This window comes from Micromonospora sp. NPDC049529, from assembly GCF_055586685.1.
The window spans coordinates 73,821-94,582 of sequence record NZ_JBVJHT010000001.1 but is presented as its reverse complement, the minus strand read 5'-3'; the positions used below and the strand labels follow the sequence as shown (position 1 = coordinate 94,582).

The window sequence follows — 20,762 nt, the reverse complement described above, 5'->3', positions numbered from 1 at the left end:
GCCCCGCCCCGCACCGCACCTCGGATTCCTTCCGGCGCTGTGGCCCGCTGCCACGCACGTGGGTCCTGGACCAGTTCCACCCACTGCGAGCAGCGCTACGACATGGCGCCGCTGGGGAAACTAACGCCTTCAACTCGTACACCGTATTTTGCGTACGTAAATCAAAAAAGATGTACGAGATTGACGCGTTTGTGCGTTCGCCTACCGGTATTCAGCTATGCGTGCCCGCGTTTCGATGGACAACGGATCTTTGGCGTACGGCTTCGCTGACAGCATCGCGCCAACCCGTTCAAGCCTTTTGCGAATCCATGAGATTCGCCGATCCTCGGGAAGGTCGAGGATCGGATTCAGGAATTCGACTGCCGATTCCAAATCATTGAGCTGCAATGATGCGGTCGCCGCGTAGATGTGAGCCAACGCCTCGTCGTCCAGTGCCCGATCAGTCGACCCAGCCGCAGCCCACAGGGCGAGCGCCTGCTCGGCGCCCGCCCGAGCGCGCCTGGCGTCCGCCTCGGTATCGAGCCAGATGAGTACCGAACCCGAGTAGTAGTGCTGTTTCGCCTGGCTGAACGTGAAGAGCCCAGGAAGGTCATCCGGCTCGTGGGCACGATCACGAGCGACAACGGCTGCACCCAGTGCGGCACGGGCCGCCGGGCCGCTGCCCATGTTCGCATGACACTGTGCCACCCCGCCCAATAGCCGGACCCTGGCCGTTCCGCTCGTGGCGTACCGGAGTCCATCTTCGGCAAAGGCGAGCGCACGAGGGAAATCGCCGGAAAAGCGGGCGATCAGTGACTGGGTGCCCCGCACCCACGCACGAAGCGGATCGGAGCCGGCCGACTCGGCGGCATGCCACGCCGCCTCCGCGTGGGTCAGGGCGCTCACCGGGTCGTTCAGGTCTAGGGTGGCGTAGGAGATGACTCCCGAGAGATATCCCGCATAGAGAACGGTGTCGGCAAGTTCACCCGGGCGGTTGAGTCGGCCACCATGCAACGCCCCGATTGCCCGGCGACGAAGTGCGCCCGCTTGGTCGAGCATGTCGGCCGGTCGCGACGACAGATAGGCGATCGCGAGTCGGTGCGTTTCGGTGGCCAGTCCACCCACCAGGTCCGATGCCGAGACGCCGCATAACAGGTCGGTCAGCTTGGCGGACTCCCGTGCGGCCAGATCGCCCGCATCCGCGGCGAGACCGACGAGGTAGCCGTTTGCGGAAAGTGCCTCGTCGAGTACAGCCGCGATGTCGGGTGTGGGTGGACGGAGGTCGCGTTCGATCCGGCTCAGGTGTCCAGGATCGACGTGTGTGGAGCGGGCAAGGGTACGCAACGTCATTCCGGTGTGCTCCGCACGGAGGCGACGTACTGCTGCCCCGAACGTCTCGCGCATCAGATCCCCCAGGCTGTTGCCAGTGTGCTCAGGCATCACGTGGCACCTTCCGAGCGTATGCCTCGTGACGCCAGAGTGTCATCAGCGGGACCGTTCGGCGTCAGCGGCAAGGGTGACGGGCGGAACTGCGGGACCGCCTCGTCGTCCTCTCCACCCGTAGATGACAACGGGCCCCTTCCACAAGGAGAGGAGATCCGCCGTGCATGACCGTGACAGCGACCAACCAGGGAGACCTGCCCCGCCTGCGAAAGAAACGGTCCCCGAGGGAGAGGTGCGCGATGCGACGGCTTGATCCACCCGACCAGCCGCCGGGCCCTGGCCCGGCGACCAGTTACCCCGACCGGTGCGGCGCCCACCGCCCGGCCGACGCCCCGCCTGTGCCGACGCCGCCGCTGGCGAAGGACACGCGGTCCCTGGTCCGGATCCTGTGGAACACCCGCCGCCCGCGTTGGGTCTGGCGGCGGCGATGAACACCGAGCAGCATCCGCTCACCCGAGCCTCCCGCTATCTGTGGCCGGCGCTGCTCGGGATCGCCAGGGTCACCGTCGCCCGGCACGAGCAGGGCGAGGAGTGCGGCCTGTGCCCGTGCTACAAGCCCGGTCGATGCAGCCGGTGGCGGTGGGCCCGGCTGATGGTGGTCGACCCGGAGATGCTGGCCGCCGAGCGGCAGGCGGCGGGGTCATGATCCCCGATGTCATCCGGGTGCCACCCGGAACGCTCCTCCACCTGGAGCCGGGCGAGTGGAACATTATCGGCGCTCCGGCCACGGAGGCGACCACGTTGCGGCTGGTCAGCATCGACCCCGAGGATCCGCGTACCCGCGCGGGGGAGTTGGAGGTCTGGGTGTGGGCGCACCGGACGCCGTGCGTGTTCAAGCGTCAGCACGAGGACTGCTACGGCGGCTTCGTGCGAGTCTCCGCGATTGAGAGAGCGAGGGCGGCGCGGTGAGCCGCCACGACGAGCCCACCGACCCGGCCACCCTTCTTGCCGCTGCGGAACTGACGTGGCGGCAGCACCAGCCCGGCGGGAACGTGTGGCGGCCGGGCACCTGCTACCAGTGCAAGCCGGATGGGTGCGCCCAGTTGGCGTGGGCGGTCGAGATCCGGTCCGGTCGGGCTGGCGCGTACCCGACGGTGGAGCGCCAGCCGGCCGCCGAACGAATCGCGTCGGGATGACCGAGCCGGAACCGGGCCGGTCGGCACTGACGAAGGTGACCGTCAACCTGATCCCCCGTGCGCAGGACGCCCTCGAAGCGGCGTGCGCCCGGACCAGCGACACCAAGACAGACACGATCAACCGGGCCCTGATCGTCCATAACCTGGTGCTTGAGCTGCTTGAGCACGGCGGTGGGAGCCTGACGGTGCTAATGCCGGACGGCAGCACCGAACGAGTACACCTGCTGTGAGAAGCAGCAACTACCGGTATTCGCACAAATTGGGGAAATGGGAAGCCTTGTTTTGGCATTGGAGCGAAAACCAAAACGCCGGAGTAAGTAGCCGTTGAGTAGGAATTTTGGGCGGCATCGAGTCGCCCCGATGTTAACTGCCATTTCCCGGTTTGGCTAAAAATTCCATCGATCAACATCTATTGACTGAACGCGAGCGAGACTCATAGCGTGACCGACATGAGAAAACCGAAGCGCCGCCTATTGGCGGCAACACTGACCCTGGTGGCCGCATTCACGGTCATCTCCGTCCCTAACGTGCCGGCGTCCGCCTCCGACTCCGCCCCCTCGGTGCGGTACTACGACACCCCAGGATCGGTTCGCCTCTCCGGCGACGATCAGTGCGCTCTGCCGCTGAGCGAGCGGCAAGGTGCGTGGGTTTGCCTGAACCCGCCGACGAACGTCCAGGGCAACGTGTGCACGCTCATCGGTTGCTATTACTACGTCGCCAACTACAAAATCGAATTCCGTGGATCGGGAACCTACGGCTACGGCAGCACCCGACTGGGAGACACCGTTTTCCGGGCTGATGACAGCTTCGCTGGCGGCCGGAGCACCTCCAACCTGTTCCAGTTCTATTCGACCCGTGGCGTCCGCACCGTTCGAGCCTCCGCAGAACGGCTTTACTTCAGCAGTGCACGCCCGGAGGGCTACCCCATCAGTAGTGGCGCCTCGTACCGGACGTGGGGTCCGAACGGCCCCTACGGCGCCAACACGACGGTGACCGCCTTCGGTAGCGCCGGCTACCAGTACACCGAAAACACCGTTCAGACCGCCGGTATCGCCCACCAGTTCGAGTGGACGGACCCCTCCAGCTCGTACCCCGGCACCTGGTGGGTGTGGTGGAAGTCCTCGAAGTTCAACCGGCAGAGCAGCGGGCAGTACACCACCCCGGACCCGCCCGCGTTGGGCGCCGCATCCTACGGATCTGGGTACACCTCGTAGCCTGCTGTCTCTAGACCGATTCGCGCTACATCGATCGTGAAGCCAGGCGGGCACGGCCTTGAGTCGGCGGTGCCCGCCTGGCCGATCACGGCATGTCCGGTTCAGGGCGAACGATAGACTAATCTCATGGACGATCGCCCAGCAATGATTCGCCACTACGCCCCGGAAGTGACAGCCCCAGGCAAACCGCAGCGTTACGGCTCACCCCGTTCCGGGCATGGCATTGTGTACGTCACGAGCGACGGTGGCACCCAAGTTTATTCGGGGTCCATCACATACTCGGCAAGCTGGATTGACGAATACGAGCAACCCAACGAACGTGATGAAGTGGCCGGCATGAGCGACTTCGCAGGAACCCGTGCGGAGGTCTTGGCTTGGGCGCGCGCCCAACCAGCGGCACAGCACCTACATGCAGGCGAACGCGAGTGGGAGCCTCTGCCTGACGACGACAACGACGTACAATTTCGGGGAGAGTAGCCCTCAGTGCTAGAAGGGGCCCGCAAGGAATTGCAGGGTGACCGCCCTAGCGCCCGCCCGAGCGCGCCTGGCGTCCGCCTCGGTGTCGAGCCATTTGAGTATGGACCCCGAGTAGTAATACTGCTTCGCCAGGCTGAATGTGAAAGGCCGGGAAGGTCATCCGGTTCATGGGCGCGATCACGAGCGACAGCGGCCGTACCCAGCGTGGCACGCGCTGCCCGCCCGTTGCCCATGCCTCGTGACACCGGGGACGAACCGGTCAATCAGTTGGTTCGAGGGTGGTGTCGCCGTACGCTCGACCGGCCCCTGCCTCGGTCCGCGCGACGACCCCGCCGGAACGGTACAATCCGCCGGGACACGCCCGCATCGGATCCCCCTGACGCAGGCGGTTCGAGTACGCCCCCTCGTGCTTCGTCCCCCGTACTGATTGCAGGTCTTTATGTCGTCCACACCTGACGTCAGCGTGGTCATCCCCACCCTGAACCGGCCGGATCTGGTGACCCGTGCCGTACGCGGTGCCCTGGCGCAGACCGTCGAGAACATCGAGGTCATCGTCGTGGTCGACGGACCCGACGACGAGACCCGCAAGGTGCTCGCCGCGATCACCGACCCACGCCTACGGGTGATCGGGCGGCCCGAATCGGGCGGGGCGCCGAACGCCCGCAACACCGGTGTGGCGGCGGCTCAGGCTCCGTGGGTGGCACTGCTCGACGACGACGACGAATGGCTCGCACACAAGCTCGAAGTCCAGCTCGACCTGGCCAAGAACGCGCGCGTACCGCTGCCGATCGTGGCCAGCCGGTTGATCAACCGTACGCCGCGTGCCGAGTTTGTCATCCCGCGTCGGCTTCCGTCGCCGGGTGAGCCACTGAGCGAGTACCTGACCGTCCGGCGCGGGCTGTTCCACGGCGACGGCTTCATCCAGACCTCCACCATCATGGCCCCGACCGAGTTGCTGCGCCGGGTGCCGTTCGACCCCAGCGTGCCCCGGATGCAGGAACTCGACTGGACCCTGCGGGCGACCAGCCACGACGACGTCGACCTGATCTTCGCCGACGAGCCCCTGGTCCTCTTCCACCAGGACGAGGACCGGCCCCGGATCACCCTCAGCTCACCCTGGGAGCGGCAACTGGAGTGGCTGCGGCGCAGCCGTCCGCTGTTCACCCCGCGCGCGTACGCGGCCGTCACGATGAGCGTGGTCAGCTCGATGGCGGCGACGACCCGTAGCTCCAAGGTCTTCGGGACCCTGCTGCGGGAGGCCCGTCAGCACGGGCAGCCGAGCGCGCTCGACTACGTGACGTTCCTCCAGATCTGGCTGATCCCGCCGCAGCTACGGCACACCCTGCGGGACCGGATCCTGAAGCGCCGTGGCCACCAGGACCCCGCCGGCCAGGCCAAGACGGCCGACGCCGCCGGAGCGCCCACCCCGTAACGCCCGCCGGTTCAGGAAGGGCCATAGTGCCCGCCGGGTCAGGAGGAGCCGTTGCCCCGGCGGGAGGTCCGTCGCTCGGGGACGCGCAGCATCGCCTTCGCCCGCCGGCCCGCCAACCAGGCGACCACCACGGTTGCCTTGGCCAACGAGCGCACGCCCTCCACCTCGACCATCCCGGGCACCAGACCGCCCGAGCGCCGGCCGCCGCCGGACGACAGGCGGGCGACACCGGCGGCCAACTCCCGAGGCTCGAACGGGGTCAGGTCGACCACGCCGACCGCCGTGGCGGACACCTCTCGCCGGCCGTACACGGAGGTGACCGCGTCGGCCAGTGACTCGCCGTCGGCCCGGATCCACTGTGCCCGGCCGAGGGCGGCGGTCCGCCAGAGTTGGACGGGCGGGCCGGGCCACTGTTCCCCGTCCGGCGGCTCGACCCGGACCAGGCCGACCTGGTGACGGTCGGCGAGGTCGACCAGGCTCCGCAGGGTGTCCGGTGCGAGGCCGTACGCGGCCGGCAGTTCCAGCAGGTACGGCGACGGGAAGACGGAGACCGGTGGCTCGGTGACCAGCCGTACGCGGGGTTCGCCCCGGTAGGTGGCGGTGATCAGGCGCAGGTCGAGTCGCGGGTCGGCGAGCACCCGTACCCGTTGGTTGTCGAGCTGGTCCCACGGGCCCACCAGGTGGACCCGGACGTCGTGTTCCGTACCGCGCAGGACCGAGTCGACCGCCGCCCGTACGCGTTCCAGCGGCTCGTCCCCGACGGTGACGACCACCTCGGCCAGCGGCACCGACCAGGACGTTCCGCCGACCTTGCGCCAGTGCCGGGGGTACGGGATGCGGTCGGCCAGGAACGGGCGGTTGTACCGGCTCACCTGTTCCCGCGCCTGCATCACGTGCGTCGGCCCGAGGTGCCAGCTGCGGGCCTGCGGCTCCGGTACGAACACGGCACCGGCCTGGGCCAGCCGGTAGCCGAACTCGGTGTCCTCGCCGAGACGCAGCTCCCGGTCGAGGCCACCGGCCGCGTCGTACAGCTCGCGGCGCAGGGCGGCGGTGGCACCGACATGGATCTTGAAGGCGTGGTGGTCGGCGGTACGGAGCTGGTTCGTCTGGGTGACGTACCGCTCGACGTAGGAGTGCGGCTCACCGGCACTGCCACCGAACAGATCCGCTGTTGCCCCCCGGTCCGCCAGCTCGGCGACCTTCTCCGGTGACGGCCAGGCGCCGTGCACCGCCGTGTCGACGAACCGTTTGTAGCCCAGCGTCACCGCGTACGGCAGCACGTGCTGCCAGCGGGCCTGCGCCGCGACGTGCTCCGGGTAGGCGATCATGTCCGCGTCGAGCCAGTGCAGAATCTCGCCCGAGCTGTGCACCACCCCCTGGTGCAGCGCGTTCGCCCGCCCCCAGCCGGACTCGACCGGATCGTCGAGCCGGACGAGCTTCGTCCGTTCCGGCCGGATCGCCGGCAGCGTCAGCGGCGGTTCGGAGCCGTCGTCGACGACGATGACCTCAAGCAGGTCGGCCGGGTAGGTCTGCCGGCTCAGCGACGCCAGCGTCAGGTCGAGCGTCGACTGACACTGGAAGGCGGGAATGACCACGCTCACCGTCATGGTCGGCTGCCAGCCGTCCAGGTCGGGCACGGTCACCGGTGACCAGTCGTTACGCAGGACGCGGGGAGTGCGGCTCACTGCTGTCGGACTCCTCGTACGGGGGAAGGATCCCGGGGCGGGACGTGGTCAGGCACGTGACGCCGTCTCGGCCGCCTCGCCGGCAGACCTCTCGGCCGACGGTTCGGGGTCGGTGAGGGCGAGACGCGGCAGGCCGGGCCAGCGGTCGACGGCGGCGTCGAGGAAGTACTGGTCACCGGGGTCCCAGGTGTGGCCGGTGGCCCGGCGGTGGTAGATGTAACCCAGCGCGTGGGTCCGGTAGATCATCGCCCCGTCGCGGCGGAGCCGGTCGATCAGACCCAGGTCGACCGACCTGGGCACCGGACGCCAGCCGCCGACAGACTCCAGGTCACCCTTGGCCAGCAGCATCGTGCCGCCCGCGACCATCTCACCGTCCGACTCGGGGACCCCCGACGAGCGTCGTACGGTGATGCCGAGCGTCTCCAGGTGCACGAACTCGGCCATCTTGCCGACCAGGGTGGCGCCCGAGTAGTGCCGGGCGAGCACCAGGTCCCAGACGTGTTCGACCGAGTAGGTGTCGTCGTCGTCGAACTTGGTGACGAGCGTGCCGTGGGCCCGGCGGGTGGCGTCGCCCAGCGCCTCGCCGAAGCTGGCACTCGCCGGAACGTGCACGATCTCGAACGGCCGCCCGCTCTCGGTGAGCAGGGCACGCGCCTCGGCCGGCAACTCGACCCCGTGCAGGCAGAGCACGATCTCCAGCTCAGGATAGGTCTGCCCGACGATCGCCCGGAGCACGTCGGCCAGCATCTCCGGCCGCCGGGTGGCCAGGATCGCGGTGACCGAGGGCGGGCGTACCAGCTCCGGGAAGGTCGCCCTGGCCAGCTCCGGCAGGGCGAAGGCGAGCGCGTGACCCCGCATCGCCGCCCGTCGCTGCCGTACGCTGCGCGCCTCCAGCGCCAGCGGGTCCGTCTCGACCAGGGGAGCCGTCAGGATCTGCCGGAGATCCGGGTCGAGCAGACCGGCGACCTGCGGCGGCAGGGTCGGAGCGGCGACGACGGCACCGGTCATCGCCACCTGGACGAGCAGTGCGGCGGTGGGCACCGGGGCATCCCCGCCGATCCGTGGCACGGTCACCACGGCGGTCTGACGCAGCGCGGCCAGGGTCGCCGCGTCCAGGCCGGGCCCGTCCAGCGGCCGGGCGGCGGCCGGGTTCCCGCCCCACCCGAACCGGCGACCGGCCGCGTCGAGGTCCAGCTCCACCCGGGCGGCGTCCGACTGGTAGGAGCCGGCCCGCCGGCCCCGTGGGTTGATCCGCTGCGCGTCGACCAGGACCACCGGTTCACCGGCCGGCCCCCGCAGCCCGTGCCGGGTGGCGGTGTACGCGGCGGCGTACGGCCCCGAGCCGTCGGTGCCGCCGACGTCGCTCGTCAGGACCAGATCGTGGGCGCGGATCTCGGTACGTTCGACGACCCGACCGGTGACCACCGTCGCCGACTGCTGCGCGGGCAGGTACGCCGGCAGCAGCCCCTCGCTGGTCAGGTTCGCGCTGGCCGGTGCGGGCAGCGGTCGGGTCGGCCCCAGCGCGTGCAGCGCGGCTTCGAGCACCTCGCGGAACGGGACCGGCCGACCGAGCTGGACGCTGACCGTGGCGACCCCGCGCCCCCACCGGGGCAGCGACACCCGGTGACCGCGCATGTGCGTCAGCGCGCCGACGCCACCGGACCAGCCCCGCCACGGGGCCCGCCAGAGCACGACCACGATGGTCGCCTGCGTGGTCGGCGCGAGGGACGCCGGATCGGCGAGCAGATCCCGCAGCCGGTCCATCGAACCGGCGGTGACGAACACCCGGCGCGAGCCGGGCACCCGGACGACCCGCAGGCCGACGGTGCGGCTCAGCCGCTCGGGCAGGGTGGGCGACGGTACGCCGACGAGGCGCCAGTGGCGCCCCCGGCCGGCCGGCTCGGCACTGGCATCGCGCATTACCTCAGCCCGTTTCCCTCCAGCTGGACAGGGCTCCCACTCTACGCACCCGCGAGTGCCGGACGATCCGGACCACCCGGCCGTCGGACCACCACACCATCATGATCGTCGACAAAGGGGACCGTACGTTTCACAGGCGCAGCGCCTCCGGTGCGTGCAGGCGCAGCATGGTCGCGCCGACGTCGGCCGGGGCCCGGCGCCGGGTCGCCATCGACACCGCGACCATCACGGTGAACGCCAGCGGCACCGTCCAGGCGGCCGGCTGGGCGATCAGCGTCGCCGGCCAGCCGGTCAGCGGCGGTCCGACCACGGTGAGCAGGACCGCCAGGATCGAGGCGCCGCCACCGGCCAGGATGCCGGCCGCCGCACCCAGGTCGGTCAACCCCCGCCACCAGATCCCGAGCACCAGCAGCGGGCAGAAACTCGACGCGGCGACCGCGAACGCCAACCCCACCACCTGCGACACGTCCAGCCCGGAGACGTTCAACGCCAGCACCAGCGGAACCACCCCGGCGAGCAGGGTGGCGAGCCGGAAGTCGCGTACCGAGCCCCGGCCGAGCACGTCGGTGGAGATCACCCCGGCGACGCTGGTGAGCAGCCCGGACGACGTCGACAGGAAGGCGGCGAACGCGCCCGCGGCGACCAGGGCGGCGAGCAGTTGACCGGTCAGCCCGCCGCCGAGCGCCGCGCTGGGCAGCATCACCACCACCGCGTCGGTCTGCCCGGAGAGCAGCAGTTGCGGGGTGTAGATCCGGCCGAGGACGCCGTACAGGGTGGGCAGCAGGTAGAACATGCCGACCAGGGCGAGGACCACCAGCGTGGTCCGGCGGGCGGCGGCGCCGTCGGGGTTGGTGTAGAACCGCACGAGTACGTGCGGCAGCCCCATCGTGCCCAGGAACGTCGCCAGGATCAGCGAATATGTCGCGAACAGGTCCCGGTCGTCGTCACCGGCGGCGCTCGGCAGCAGCCAGTCCGGCCCGTCGATGACCACACCCGACACCTTCGGCACCGGGTCACCGGCCGCGAAGGTCAGCTCGTCGCCGGGGCGTACCGCCCGGGTTTCACCGTCGGGCAGGGTGAGGGTCGCCGGCTCCTCGACCACGACGGTGATCGCGGTCCGGAACGTCGGCCCGTCCGGCGGCGTCACCGCCGGCCGCCCGTCCGACTGCCACTGCAACGCCAGGAAGATCACCGGTACGGCGAGCGCCGTCAACTTCAGCCAGTACTGGAACGCCTGCACGAAGGTGACCGCGCGCATCCCGCCCAGCGCCACGTTCGTCGTCACCACCGCCCCCACCAGGAGCGCACCCAGCTCGTACGGGCCGCCGGCGACCGTGGTCAGGGTCAGCCCGGCGCCCTGCAACTGTGGCACCAGGTACAGCCAGCCGATGAAGATGACGAAGAGGGTGGCGAGTTTGCGCAGCCGGCGGGACCCGAGCCGAACCTCGCAGAAGTCCGGCAGCGTGAACGCACCGGAGCGGCGCAGCGGTGCCGCCACGAACAGCAGCAGGGCCAGGTAACCGGCGGCGAAACCGACCGGGTACCAGAGCACGTCCACGCCGTACTTCAGGATCAGGCCGGCGATGCCGAGGAACGACGCCGCCGACAGGTACTCGCCGCCGATCGCCGCCGCGTTCCAGTTAGGACTGACCGTACGCGACGCGACCAGGAAGTCCGACGTCGTCCGGGCCAGCTTCAGCCCGTAGAACCCGATCGCGACGGTGATCAGGGTGACCGCGACGATCGACGGCACCAGGTACGGATTCTCCACTCAGCGCTCCGGCCGCTGGACCAGGTCGGTGAACTCCTGCTCGTTGCGTTCCGCCAGGTGCACGTACGCCCAGCCGACGCCGACCAGGAACGGGAACGCGCAGACACCGAGCAGCAGCCAGGGCAGGTTCACCCCGAACAGTTTCACCGCACCGGCCGCCGGGGCGAGCGCGAACATCAACGGCAGCCCGCCGAGCCCGATCGCGACCACCAGGAACAGCCGTACGGCGAGCGCCAGTTGGGCGCGCACGAGCCCGCGTACGAGCGCCTCGCCGACCCGGGTCTGTTCGGTCAGCTCGGCTCGGGTGCGTTCCGGTCCGGGCCCCCGCCGAGCCACTTCGGCCAGCACGACCCGAGCCCTCGGCACCCGGGCCGGTGCCGCCGATTCGGCCAACGGATCGATGTCAGCACCCACCCCGGCAGTCTCACCCCCCACCCCCAAAAGTCAACCCTCCCCCCGCCCCCTCCCGCCCCTCCCGCTCCCCTCCCTCCCTCCCTGCCTCCCTCCCTCCCCGCGCCCCGCCCCCACCCCTCTCCTCGTCGATCTAGGGCAAATACGTGTGACTAGTGATCAACTAACACGTATTTGCCCTAGATCGACGAGCGGGTGAGCGGGGGCGGGAGGGGAGGGGAGGTGGGAGGGGGGTGGGAGGGGGGCGGAGGAGTTAGGGGGTGGTGGGGCAGGTGCCGTACTGCTGGCCGGGGCCGGTTACCGGGTTGGCGCGCAGGAGTTTCCAGGCCTCGGAGCGGCCGAGGTTCGCGCCACGCCAGTCGTCGGGGTGGTATTGGAGGTGTTCGGCGATCTCCCGTAGCGCGCAGTCGCGGAGCGGGCCGGGGAGCCGGTCGATCGCCGGCACCGCGTCGGCGGACAACTGCGACAGGTACGCCAGGTCGAGCCGTTCGCTGGCGGTGTACCGGTCGACGTTCCGTTCGGCGATCAACCGGTCCGGGTTCGCCACGGCGAGGCCGAGCAGCGCCAGTACGGCCGTACCGACCACCAGCCGGGGCAGCCAGGTCGCCCGCAGCCGCAACCCGGCAACGAGGACGAGTACGAAAATCGTGCCGAGCCACAGTTCGCAGACGGCCACCAGCAGGCGGAGCCGGGTGGCGCCGTACGCGTGGGTGTAGACGTTCATCCGGTAGAGCGCGGAGGCGACCACGACCAGGCTGAACAGGGCGAGGACACCGAGCAGCATCCGGATCAGCCACCGCTGCGCCGGTGTTTCCCGGGGCGCCCAGCGGGTCGCCCCGGCGATCACCAGCAGGGTGAGCACGGTGACCGCCAGCAGTTGCCAGAAGCCGCCCCGGGCGTGGTCGGCGTAGGTCAGCCCGGCGGTGTCCTGCACGTGCGTGTCCCCACCGAACAGGTTGGCGAGCTGCACCAGGACGAAGGCCGCGAACAGCACGTCGAGCAGGGCGACCGGCACCGCCCACTCGGTGACCCGCAGCCGCTTCCGGGCAGGCCGCTCCAACCCGGTCAGGTCCGGCGGCGCGGTCAGCACGTACGCCGCTCCCAGCAACCCGCTACCGATCACCAGCGACAGGAAGATCCACCGGAACACGGTCCCGGCCGACAGTGCCGGCAGGAGCCCGTCGAGCAGGTCCGCGAAGTCCGCGTCCGCCGAGGCGAACAGGGCACCGAAGACGATCAGCAGGCCGACCGAGACGGCGGCGGTGGCAAAGCCCCGGCTGAGGCTCGACCGGCCCGCCCGGTCGGCCTGACGCAGCCCGCGTCGGGCCCAGGGCAGGGACCGGAGCACGGCCGCCGGGGTGATGCCGACGGACATGAACATTCCGGGCAGGGTCCGGCCGTCGGCCACCGCGAGGCACGCGGTCACCCCGGCCGTGAGCAGACAGAGTACGAACAGCCACCCGGCCGCCCGTACGGTGCCGACCCCGACCAGGGCCACCGTCGCCACCAGCCAGATCAGTCGTACGGTGCCCAGCGGGGCGCGAACACCCCCGCTCGTAGCCACCGATGCGGTACGGTCCGACACCCCCGTGGTGCCGGACCGTACCGGGTCCGTGATGCCGACGGCGGCGTCATCGCCGCGTACGCCGGCCGGTTCCGCTCCCGTCGGTTTCGCTCCCGCCGGCCCGGTGCCCGCCGCCGGCCCGGTGCCCGCCGCTGGTTCGGTGCCTCCCGCTGGTTCGGTGCTCGCCGCTGGCGCGCTGCTCGTCGCAGATCCGCTGCTCGCCGCTGGCTCGGTCCCGGCGCCGCCGGGGGCCGTCGTGTCCGGGACCGGGCCGCTGACGGCTGCCGTCACCGGTGCAGTCCTGCTCGTCCCGGCGGGTTCCGGCACCCCATCCGTGTTCGTCCTCGACCGGCCGAGCGCCGCTACGGCCAGTGCCACGGTGCCGGCGACAACGGCGACGAGCCAACCGGCACCGCCCCGGTCCAGCGGGATGCTCACCGCGCCGATGACCGTCGCCGCAGCCGTCGCGGCCAGCACCGCCTGGGGTGCGCCGGCCACCGGCCCCGGCCACCGCCGCTGCCACATCGACGGCGGCGCGGGTACGAGCGGCGGCCGCGCCGGCCACTGCGGCCCGGTGGGCGGCCACTGCCCGGTCCCGTGCGGACCCTGCACCGCCGGCTTCGCCCCCTCGCCGGCCACCTGCGGGTGCCGAGCCTGCTCGTGCCGCGCCGGTGTTTGCTGAGCCTGCTCGTGCTGAGCCTGCTCGTGCCGCGCCGGTGCTTGCTGAACCGGTGGTTGCTGTGGCTGCGAGTGCTGCGCCGGTGTTTGCTGAGGCGTTGGTTGGGGCGCCGGTGTTTGCTGTGCCGGCGGGTGCGCCGTCGGTGGTTGCTGGACGGGTGGTGTGGTCGGTACCGGCGTGATGGTGTCTCCCGGCTGGGCGACGCCGGACTGCGGTCCGGGGTCGGGTGTCGGGCCGGGAACTGGACGTGCTGTCATGCTTCCTCCGAAGGGCGCACGGATCCGACCGGCCTTGATCCGGCCAGCGAAGTGGTCCGCAGCCGTGGCCGGCTGTTGGTGGCCGGGCGGTTGGTGGACGTTGCGTGGTGTGGACGGGTTCAGGAGACGGTGGCGACCGTTGCCTGGGGGACACCGAGGGGCAGGCTCACCCGGATCCGGCAACCCGAGCTTCGGCGGCCGCCGGCACCCGGTGCGGGATCGGCCACCGCGATGGTGCCGCCGTGCATCTCGACCACCCAGCGGGCGATCGCCAGGCCGAGCCCGGTCCCGCCGTCGCCGGCCCGTTCGCCCCGGGTGAAGCGTTCGAAGACCCGCGAGCGTTCCCCCACCGGGATTCCCTCGCCCTCGTCGGTCACCTCGACGTCGAGCCGGTCCGCCCGCTGCTCCGCCGTGACGAGTACGTTGCCGCCGGCCGGACTGTGCCGGGCCGCGTTGTCGAGCAGGTTCGCGAAGACCTGGTGCAGCCGCCACGGGTCGGCCTTGATGCTCAGCGGTACGGCCGGTTGGCGTACCCGGAAGTCGACCATCCGCCCGGCGCCGGTCGCGCTGACCGCGGCCTGCCGGACCGCTTCGTCCAGGAAGTCCGCGACGTCGAGGTTGACCCGGCGCAACGGCACCACACCGGCGTCCAGCCGGGACAGGTCGAGCAGGTCGGCGACCAGGTGGCCGAGGCGTTCGGTCTGTGCGAGGGCGGTCCGCAGGGTGGCCGGCTCCGGCTCGGCGACCCCGTCCACGATGTTCTCCAGCACCCCCTGCAACGCGGTGATCGGCGTACGCAGCTCGTGCGACACGTTGGCGATCAGCTCCCGGCGCCGCCGGTCGGCCTCGGCCAGCTCCGCCGACATCTGGTTGAACGCGACCGCCAGCTCGCCGACCTCGTCCCGCGAGGTGGCCCGGACCCGGCGGGTGTAGTCGCCCCGGGCCATCGCCCGCGCGGCGGCGGTCATCTCCCGCAGCGGCGAGGTCATGCCGTGGGCGAGGACCTGCGAGGTGGCCAGGGCGATGACGATGGCGGTCACCGAGGTCCACGGCGGGATCCAGCCGATCCCGATCCAGAAGACGGCCAGTCCGGCGGCGCCCGACGACACCAGCAGGACACCGAGCTTCACCTTGATCGAGCGGACCGGGTCCAGCGGGCGGGGCAGGAGGTCGAGCATCCGGTTGGCCCAGGCCCAGAGCGCTTCTCTCACGGCTGTACCTCCAGTGCGTAGCCGACGCCGTGCACGGTGCGGATCAGGTCCGCGCCGAGCTTACGACGCAGCGCCTTGATGTGGCTGTCCACGGTTCGGGTCCCGGACGCGTCGGCCCACCCCCACACGTCGGAGAGGAGCCGCTCCCGGGGCAGTACGGTCCGTGGCCGGCCGGCCAGGTGGACCAGCAGGTCGAACTCGGTGGGCGTCAGGTGTGCCTCGACCCCGGCCCGGCGTACCCGCCGCTCGGCCTGGTTGATCTCCAGGTCGCCGAGTCGGAGGAGCTGCTGGGCGCTGCTCGCCGCCCGGTCCACCCGGCGCAGCAGCGCGTGCACCCGCGCCGCCAGTTCGCGCAGCGAGAACGGCTTGGTCAGATAGTCGTCCGCACCGACGGCGAGCCCGACCAGCAGGTCGGTTTCGTCGTCCCGGGCGGTGAGCATCAGCACCGGCACCGGTCGGTCGGCCTGGATCCGCCGGCACACCTCCAGCCCGTCGAAGCCCGGCAACATCACGTCGAGCACCACCAGATCCGGTGGGCGTTTCCGGGCGGACGCGACCGCGGTCGGGCCGTCACCGGCGATCTCCACGGTGAAACCCTCGGCCCGTAGCCGCGCGGCGACCGATTCCGCGATGGTCTGCTCGTCCTCGACGACCAGGACCCGACGCTCGTTCATGTTCTGGACTGTAGGCATGCGGGATGGAGACGCATGGGGCAGGTTGTGAATAACCTGTGGAGAACGAGCTGCCCCTGTGGATAACTGACGTCGCCGCGCCCTCGGACGTCGGGATCAGTTCTGGAATCGGATGTTGACGGAGGTGTTGCTCGTCTTGCCGTCCTGGGTGAGTTGGTAGACGAAGCGGTCGGTGCGGCCGTGGGTGGCGGAGGGGGTGAAGACGATGGTGCGGTTGGCGGTGACCTGGACGGTGCCGTAGCGGGGTGGGGTGACGATGGTGATGGTTGCCTGGTTGGTGGCGTAGTCGTTGGCGAGTACGTTGATGGTGGTCTTCTTGGTGCCGCTGACGGTGACGGTGTCGCCAACTGCCTCGGGGGAGGCTGCGAAGGTGCCGTCGCCGCGGTTGATGAAGTGGTCGATCTGACCGGTGGATGGCGCCTGGGTGCGGACGTCCGGGTACCGGTCCCCGTTCGCGTGGACAGCGCGGGCCGTCCAGAACTCCACACCGAACTCGTCCAGCTCAAGCTGCGCCACTGCGCCGTCGTCGCGAACCACCACCACGCCGCTGTCCAGGTCGTCGCAGCCTTCGATGTAGGAGATGAGCACGTCCATGGCGCCGTTGACGTTGAAGTCGTCGAGTTCGTATTGCATGGGGCCGGCGCACCATCTCACCGGGCCGACGGTGAGAGTGCCGTCACCGAGGTTGAGGTAGGACTCGAATCCCGCGCCCTGATCGGTGACGGCGTACACATCCTGCCGTCGGTCGCCGTTGAAGTCCGCCGTTCCCAGGTAGCTGGGCTGGGAGACGAGTTGGTCGAGTCCGAAGTTCGGCCGGAAATCGTGGCCGAGCACCAGCAGGCTGTAGTCGATCGACGCGGGCGGGCCGGCGAACCAGGCGACCACCAGTTCGTCGATGCCATCGTCGGTGAGTTCGACGGCCACCCCGAGATCGGGGCAGACGGTGCCGAGACCGGATCCGCCGGGCCTGAGGTAGGTGTAGGCGACCGGAGGGCCGACACCACCGGTAGCTCGGCCGTACCTCACGATGACCGAGCACAGGTCGGGCTGGACGATGCCGAGGAACACCTGGTCGGTCAGGTCATCCCCGTTCACGTCGCCATAGATCGGCTCGCCCCGCCCACCGGCCTGGGCGGTGGGCGGCACGAGGCCGATCCCGAACAGGATCGCCAGCACGGCCGCGATCGCGATGCGTTTGCTGCACATGACACTTTGCCTCCATACGCGTACGTCGGACCTGTTCGCCGCCGTCCGCCGACGGCGAGGCGACTCCGGCTCCCGGTGCCGCAGTACGGAGAGCCGGAGCGGTCCGTGAGCGATCAGTTCTGGAATCGGATGTTGACGGAGGTGTTGCTCGTCTTGCCGTCCTGGGTGAGTTGGTAGACGAAGCGGTCGGTGCGGCCGTGGGTGGCGGAGGGGGTGAAGACGATGGTGCGGTTGGCGGTGACCTGGACGGTGCCGTAGCGGGGTGGGGTGACGATGGTGATGGTTGCCTGGTTGGTGGCGTAGTCGTTGGCGAGTACGTTGATGGTGGTCTTCTTGGTGCCGCTGACGGTGACGGTGTCGGCGACCGCTTCGGGGGAGGCTGCGAAGGTGCCGTCGCCGCGGTTGATGAAGTGGTCGATCTGACCGGTGGTCGTCGCCTGGGTGCGGACGTCCGGGTACCGGTCCCCGTTCGCGTAGACGATCGTGGCCTTCCAGGTCTGCTGGCGGGTGGGGTCCAGTTCCAGTTGCCGGGGCGTGCCGTCGTCGAGCACGACCACCACACCGTTGGCCGAGTCGGTACAGCCGACCGTGTAGGCGACCACCGCGTCCACGGCCCTGTTGTTGTTCAGGTCCTTGATCTCCACGCCGGACACGTCGTCGGAGCACCACTGCTCGGGCCCGAGATCTCCGATGGATCCGTTGATGACATAGCTGGCGAAGCCGCCCCGGCCGTACGAGTAGGGCGTCGGGGTTCCTATACCGCTGAAGTCCGCCTTGTCGAAGAAGACCGGCGTGACCGGCGAGGTGAAGGTACCTACGATCCGTAGGGTCCCGTGGTCGAGGATGACCCGGTTGTAGTCCAGGCTCGGTGGTGCACCCCGGGACCAGCCGAGCCAGAGTTCGTCCGCACTGTCCGTGTCCCAGTTGAAGGCAACTCCGATGTCCGGGCACGCTGGGGCCGCCGGGCCACCGGGTCGCAGGAAGATGAAGGCCACCGGAAGTGAGTAGCCGCCCCCCACGAGGCCGTACTCGACCACGACCGAGCAGTTGTTCGGGTTGACGATGCCGAGGGTCATCTGGTCCTCGATGCCGTCGCCGTTGATGTCGCCGTAGAGCGGGTCGTTCGGTCCACCGGCCTGGACGGGCACCGGTGTGACACCCACCCATGCGATGGCCGCCAACACGGCGACCATCGCGATGCGTTTACTCCACATGATCTGGCCCTTCTGCGGCTGTGTGGATGTTTCTGAATAAAAATGGTCCCTTCGGGGAATTTAGTCCGTATTGGCCGGCATCAGTCGACCCTGACCGTGATCTGACACTTATCTACGCCTATGACCTATCCGTCCGGCGACTACCAGCCCACCGGGCGATGAGGTGTCATGGTCAGCGTTCCGCCGGGCTGGAACCCACGCTGCAGGGGTCAGCCCGGCCAGGCGACCGGAGCCGACGCGGCTACCGGTTCCAGTCCTGCTTCGCCGCGCGGACGAGTTTGTCCTTCAGCTCGCGGGTGTGCCGGCGACTGACCGGCAGTTCGGTGCCGTCGACCACCACCACGTACCCGGAGTTCGCGAGCCGGAGTTCGGCGATGAGTCGCAGTTGCACCAGGTACGAGCGGTGGATCCGGACGAACCCGGCGTCTGCCCAGCGCTCCGCCAGGGTCGCCAGCGGCACCCGGACCAGGTGCGACGCGTCCGCCGTGTAGAGCCGCGCGTAGTCACCCTGGGCCTCCACCCACCGCACCGCCGACCGGGGCAGCATCCGGGTCGTCCCGGCCAACTCCACCGGGATCGTCGGATCCTCCTCGGCCCGGGCCAGCGCCGCCGGATGGGTCGGCACCACCCGCGCGCCGATCACCCGGCGCAGCGACTCGGCCAGCCGCTCGGCGCGTACGGGCTTGCGGACGTAGTCGGTGACGCCCAGGTCGAACGCGTCCACCGCACCGTCGTCGTACGCGGTGACGAAGACGATCGCCGGTGGTCGGGCGAACCGGCGCAGCACCCGGGCCAGTTCCATCCCGTCGAGTCCGGGCATCCGGATGTCGAGGAAGACCACGTCCACGTCGGCGTCCCGGAGCACCCGCAGCGCCTCGGTCGCGTCGCACGCGGTGTGCAGCCGGGCCACCCGGGGGTCGGCCCGCAGGTGGTACGCGAGTTCGTCCAGCGCCGGTGGCTCGTCGTCGACCGCCAGCACCCGCAGGAAACCGTTCACACCCCCACCTCGCTCCGCTCGGTCACGTACGCGCCCGGACATGTCGGTGGAACTTCGGCACCCGCATGCTCACCTTCGTACCCGATCCGAGCCCGGTCTCCACGACCAGGCCGAACGCGTCCCCGAACGCCGACCGGAGCCGTTCGTCCACGTTGGAGAGTCCCACGTGCTGCCCGGCGTCGTCGACGCTGTCCCGAGCCGCCTCGGCGATGCCCGCGGCCAGCACCGCCGGATCCATCCCCACCCCGTCGTCCTCCACCGTGATGTGGCACTCCGCGCCGGCGTCGCGCGCCTCGATGCTCACCATGCCGAGTCCCGGCTTGCGGGACAGTCCGTGCCGTACGGCGTTCTCGACCAGCGGTTGCAGGCAGAGGAACGGCACGGTCACCGGCAGCACCTCGGGCGCGATCTCCAGCCGTACCTGGAGCCGGTCGCCGAACCGGGCCCGTTCGATCGTGAGGTAACGGTCGATCGAACGCAACTCCTCGGCGAGCGTGGTGAATTCACCGTGCGCCCGGAACGAGTACCGGGTGAACTCGGCGAACTCCAGGATCAGCTCGCGGGCCCGCTCCGGGTCCGTCCGCACGAACGAGCCGATCGCGGTCAGCGCGTTGTAGATGAAGTGCGGGCTGATCTGTGCCCGCAGCGCCCGTACCTCGGCCCGCGCCAGCCGCTCCCGTGACGAGTCGAGCTCGGCGAGCGCGAGTTGGGCGCTGGCCCAGTGTGCCGTCTCCAGCGTCGCCTGGACCAGACCGGGCGCCGGCTGGTCGTCGGCGATCGCCACCAGCACCCCGACCGCGTGCCCGTCCGACCCGGTCAGCGGCGCGATGACCGCACCTCGTACCGGACAGTCGACCCGGTCGCAGCGCAACTCCGACTCACCGAGCACCGTCGACCGGTTCACCCCGATCGCCCGTTCTGCCGCCGCGACGAACTGGGCGCCGTGGTGCCCGCCCCGCCCGTCGATCGCCAGCACTTCGGTGTCGTCCACCAGCGCCAATCCGGCCGCCCCGACCAGTGCCCGCAGGTGCCGTACCGCTTTCGCCGCGCTCGCCGGGCTCAGCCCCGCCCGCAGCGGCTCGGCCGCGAGCCCGGCGGTGTGCAACACGTCGTACGTCGCCAGCTGACTGGCTGTGGCGATCCCCCGGCGGGCGCGCAGTCGTACCACCGCGAACAAGGCGGCCCCGAGCCCGCTCACCAACGCCACCACAGCGAGCACAGCCGAAAGATTCGCCCCCACCCGCACAACCTACTGCCCGCCGCCCGCCCAAAGTTCCGCCCACTTGTAGAGAAAAAGCACCCACCCAAGCCCGAATAAGCACGCTTTCTCTACAAGTGCGGCACCAAACCCGCCCGCCTCCGCCGCGCCCAACGTCGCGAGTCGACCGAGCGCCGCCGGGGGGGGGGGGGGTGGGGGGGGGGGGGGGGGGGGGGGGTGGGGGGGGGGGGGGGGGGAGAAAAACGGGGTGGTGGC

18 protein-coding genes are annotated in these 20,762 nt (G+C 70.1%); 6 read left to right on the top strand and 12 right to left on the bottom strand.

Going from position 1 to position 20,762, the window contains the following annotated elements; all coding sequences use genetic code 11:
* Positions 1 to 201 precede the first annotated feature (201 nt).
* Positions 202 to 1,419, bottom strand: a complete 1,218-nt coding sequence (locus ACZ6QQ_RS00450; protein WP_465873125.1) for a helix-turn-helix domain-containing protein — start codon at positions 1,417 to 1,419, stop codon at positions 202 to 204.
* A gap of 391 nt (positions 1,420 to 1,810) precedes the next feature.
* Here ACZ6QQ_RS00450 and ACZ6QQ_RS00445 point away from each other — a divergent pair, with 391 nt between their 5' ends.
* From ACZ6QQ_RS00445 to ACZ6QQ_RS00420, 6 genes are all read left to right on the top strand, one after another.
* Positions 1,811 to 2,068 carry a hypothetical protein gene (locus ACZ6QQ_RS00445; protein WP_465873124.1) on the top strand — a complete coding sequence of 86 codons (258 nt, stop codon included), beginning with the start codon at positions 1,811 to 1,813 and terminating at the stop codon, positions 2,066 to 2,068.
* Positions 2,065 to 2,331, top strand: coding sequence for a hypothetical protein (locus tag ACZ6QQ_RS00440; protein WP_465873123.1), 267 nt, complete (start codon positions 2,065 to 2,067; stop codon positions 2,329 to 2,331). Before ACZ6QQ_RS00445 ends, ACZ6QQ_RS00440 begins: the two co-directional genes overlap by 4 nt.
* The gene (locus tag ACZ6QQ_RS00435) at positions 2,328 to 2,558 is read left to right on the top strand and encodes a hypothetical protein (protein WP_465873122.1); all 231 of its coding nucleotides are present in this window, start codon (positions 2,328 to 2,330) and stop codon (positions 2,556 to 2,558) included. Before ACZ6QQ_RS00440 ends, ACZ6QQ_RS00435 begins: the two co-directional genes overlap by 4 nt.
* Complete coding sequence (locus ACZ6QQ_RS00430) at positions 2,555 to 2,788, top strand: hypothetical protein (protein ID WP_465873121.1); 234 nt, start codon at positions 2,555 to 2,557, stop codon at positions 2,786 to 2,788. The genes ACZ6QQ_RS00435 and ACZ6QQ_RS00430 overlap by 4 nt, the downstream gene beginning before the upstream one ends.
* Positions 2,789 to 2,998: 210 nt before the next feature.
* A complete protein-coding gene (locus ACZ6QQ_RS00425) occupies positions 2,999 to 3,772 on the top strand; it encodes a hypothetical protein (RefSeq protein ID WP_465873120.1) in 774 nt (257 codons plus the stop codon).
* 916 nt (positions 3,773 to 4,688) lie between these two features.
* Complete coding sequence (locus ACZ6QQ_RS00420; RefSeq protein WP_465873119.1) at positions 4,689 to 5,681, top strand: glycosyltransferase family 2 protein; 993 nt, start codon at positions 4,689 to 4,691, stop codon at positions 5,679 to 5,681.
* 38 nt (positions 5,682 to 5,719) lie between these two features.
* Here the strand turns inward: ACZ6QQ_RS00420 and ACZ6QQ_RS00415 are convergent, their stop codons facing one another.
* The 11 genes from ACZ6QQ_RS00415 to ACZ6QQ_RS00365 form a co-directional block, all read right to left on the bottom strand.
* Positions 5,720 to 7,366: a glycosyltransferase family 2 protein gene (locus tag ACZ6QQ_RS00415; RefSeq protein WP_465873118.1), complete on the bottom strand. Its 1,647-nt coding sequence runs from the start codon at positions 7,364 to 7,366 to the stop codon at positions 5,720 to 5,722.
* 48 nt (positions 7,367 to 7,414) lie between these two features.
* Positions 7,415 to 9,286: a glycosyltransferase family 2 protein gene (locus ACZ6QQ_RS00410; RefSeq protein WP_465873117.1), complete on the bottom strand. Its 1,872-nt coding sequence runs from the start codon at positions 9,284 to 9,286 to the stop codon at positions 7,415 to 7,417.
* A 130-nt stretch (positions 9,287 to 9,416) separates the two neighbouring features.
* Positions 9,417 to 11,057 (bottom strand): sodium/solute symporter, encoded by a 1,641-nt coding sequence (locus tag ACZ6QQ_RS00405; protein ID WP_465873116.1) that lies wholly within the window; start codon positions 11,055 to 11,057, stop codon positions 9,417 to 9,419.
* On the bottom strand, positions 11,058 to 11,471 hold the full coding sequence (locus ACZ6QQ_RS00400) for a DUF485 domain-containing protein (protein ID WP_465873115.1): 414 nt from the start codon (positions 11,469 to 11,471) through the stop codon (positions 11,058 to 11,060).
* A 250-nt stretch (positions 11,472 to 11,721) separates the two neighbouring features.
* Positions 11,722 to 13,671 (bottom strand): DUF4153 domain-containing protein, encoded by a 1,950-nt coding sequence (locus tag ACZ6QQ_RS00395; RefSeq protein ID WP_465873114.1) that lies wholly within the window; start codon positions 13,669 to 13,671, stop codon positions 11,722 to 11,724.
* A gap of 416 nt (positions 13,672 to 14,087) precedes the next feature.
* On the bottom strand, positions 14,088 to 15,146 hold the full coding sequence (locus ACZ6QQ_RS00390; protein ID WP_465873754.1) for a HAMP domain-containing sensor histidine kinase: 1,059 nt from the start codon (positions 15,144 to 15,146) through the stop codon (positions 14,088 to 14,090).
* A 29-nt stretch (positions 15,147 to 15,175) separates the two neighbouring features.
* Positions 15,176 to 15,853, bottom strand: coding sequence for a response regulator transcription factor (locus tag ACZ6QQ_RS00385; RefSeq protein ID WP_465873113.1), 678 nt, complete (start codon positions 15,851 to 15,853; stop codon positions 15,176 to 15,178).
* Positions 15,854 to 15,967: 114 nt separating this feature from the next.
* On the bottom strand, positions 15,968 to 17,077 hold the full coding sequence (locus tag ACZ6QQ_RS00380; protein ID WP_465873112.1) for an Ig-like domain-containing protein: 1,110 nt from the start codon (positions 17,075 to 17,077) through the stop codon (positions 15,968 to 15,970).
* Between the two features lie 113 nt (positions 17,078 to 17,190).
* On the bottom strand, positions 17,191 to 18,291 hold the full coding sequence (locus ACZ6QQ_RS00375; protein ID WP_465873111.1) for an Ig-like domain-containing protein: 1,101 nt from the start codon (positions 18,289 to 18,291) through the stop codon (positions 17,191 to 17,193).
* A 241-nt stretch (positions 18,292 to 18,532) separates the two neighbouring features.
* Positions 18,533 to 19,288 (bottom strand): LytR/AlgR family response regulator transcription factor, encoded by a 756-nt coding sequence (locus ACZ6QQ_RS00370; RefSeq protein WP_329105966.1) that lies wholly within the window; start codon positions 19,286 to 19,288, stop codon positions 18,533 to 18,535.
* Between the two features lie 22 nt (positions 19,289 to 19,310).
* Entirely contained in the window at positions 19,311 to 20,528 is a 1,218-nt protein-coding gene (locus ACZ6QQ_RS00365; RefSeq protein WP_465873110.1) for a sensor histidine kinase, read from the bottom strand.
* Between the last annotated feature and the right edge of the window lie 234 nt (positions 20,529 to 20,762).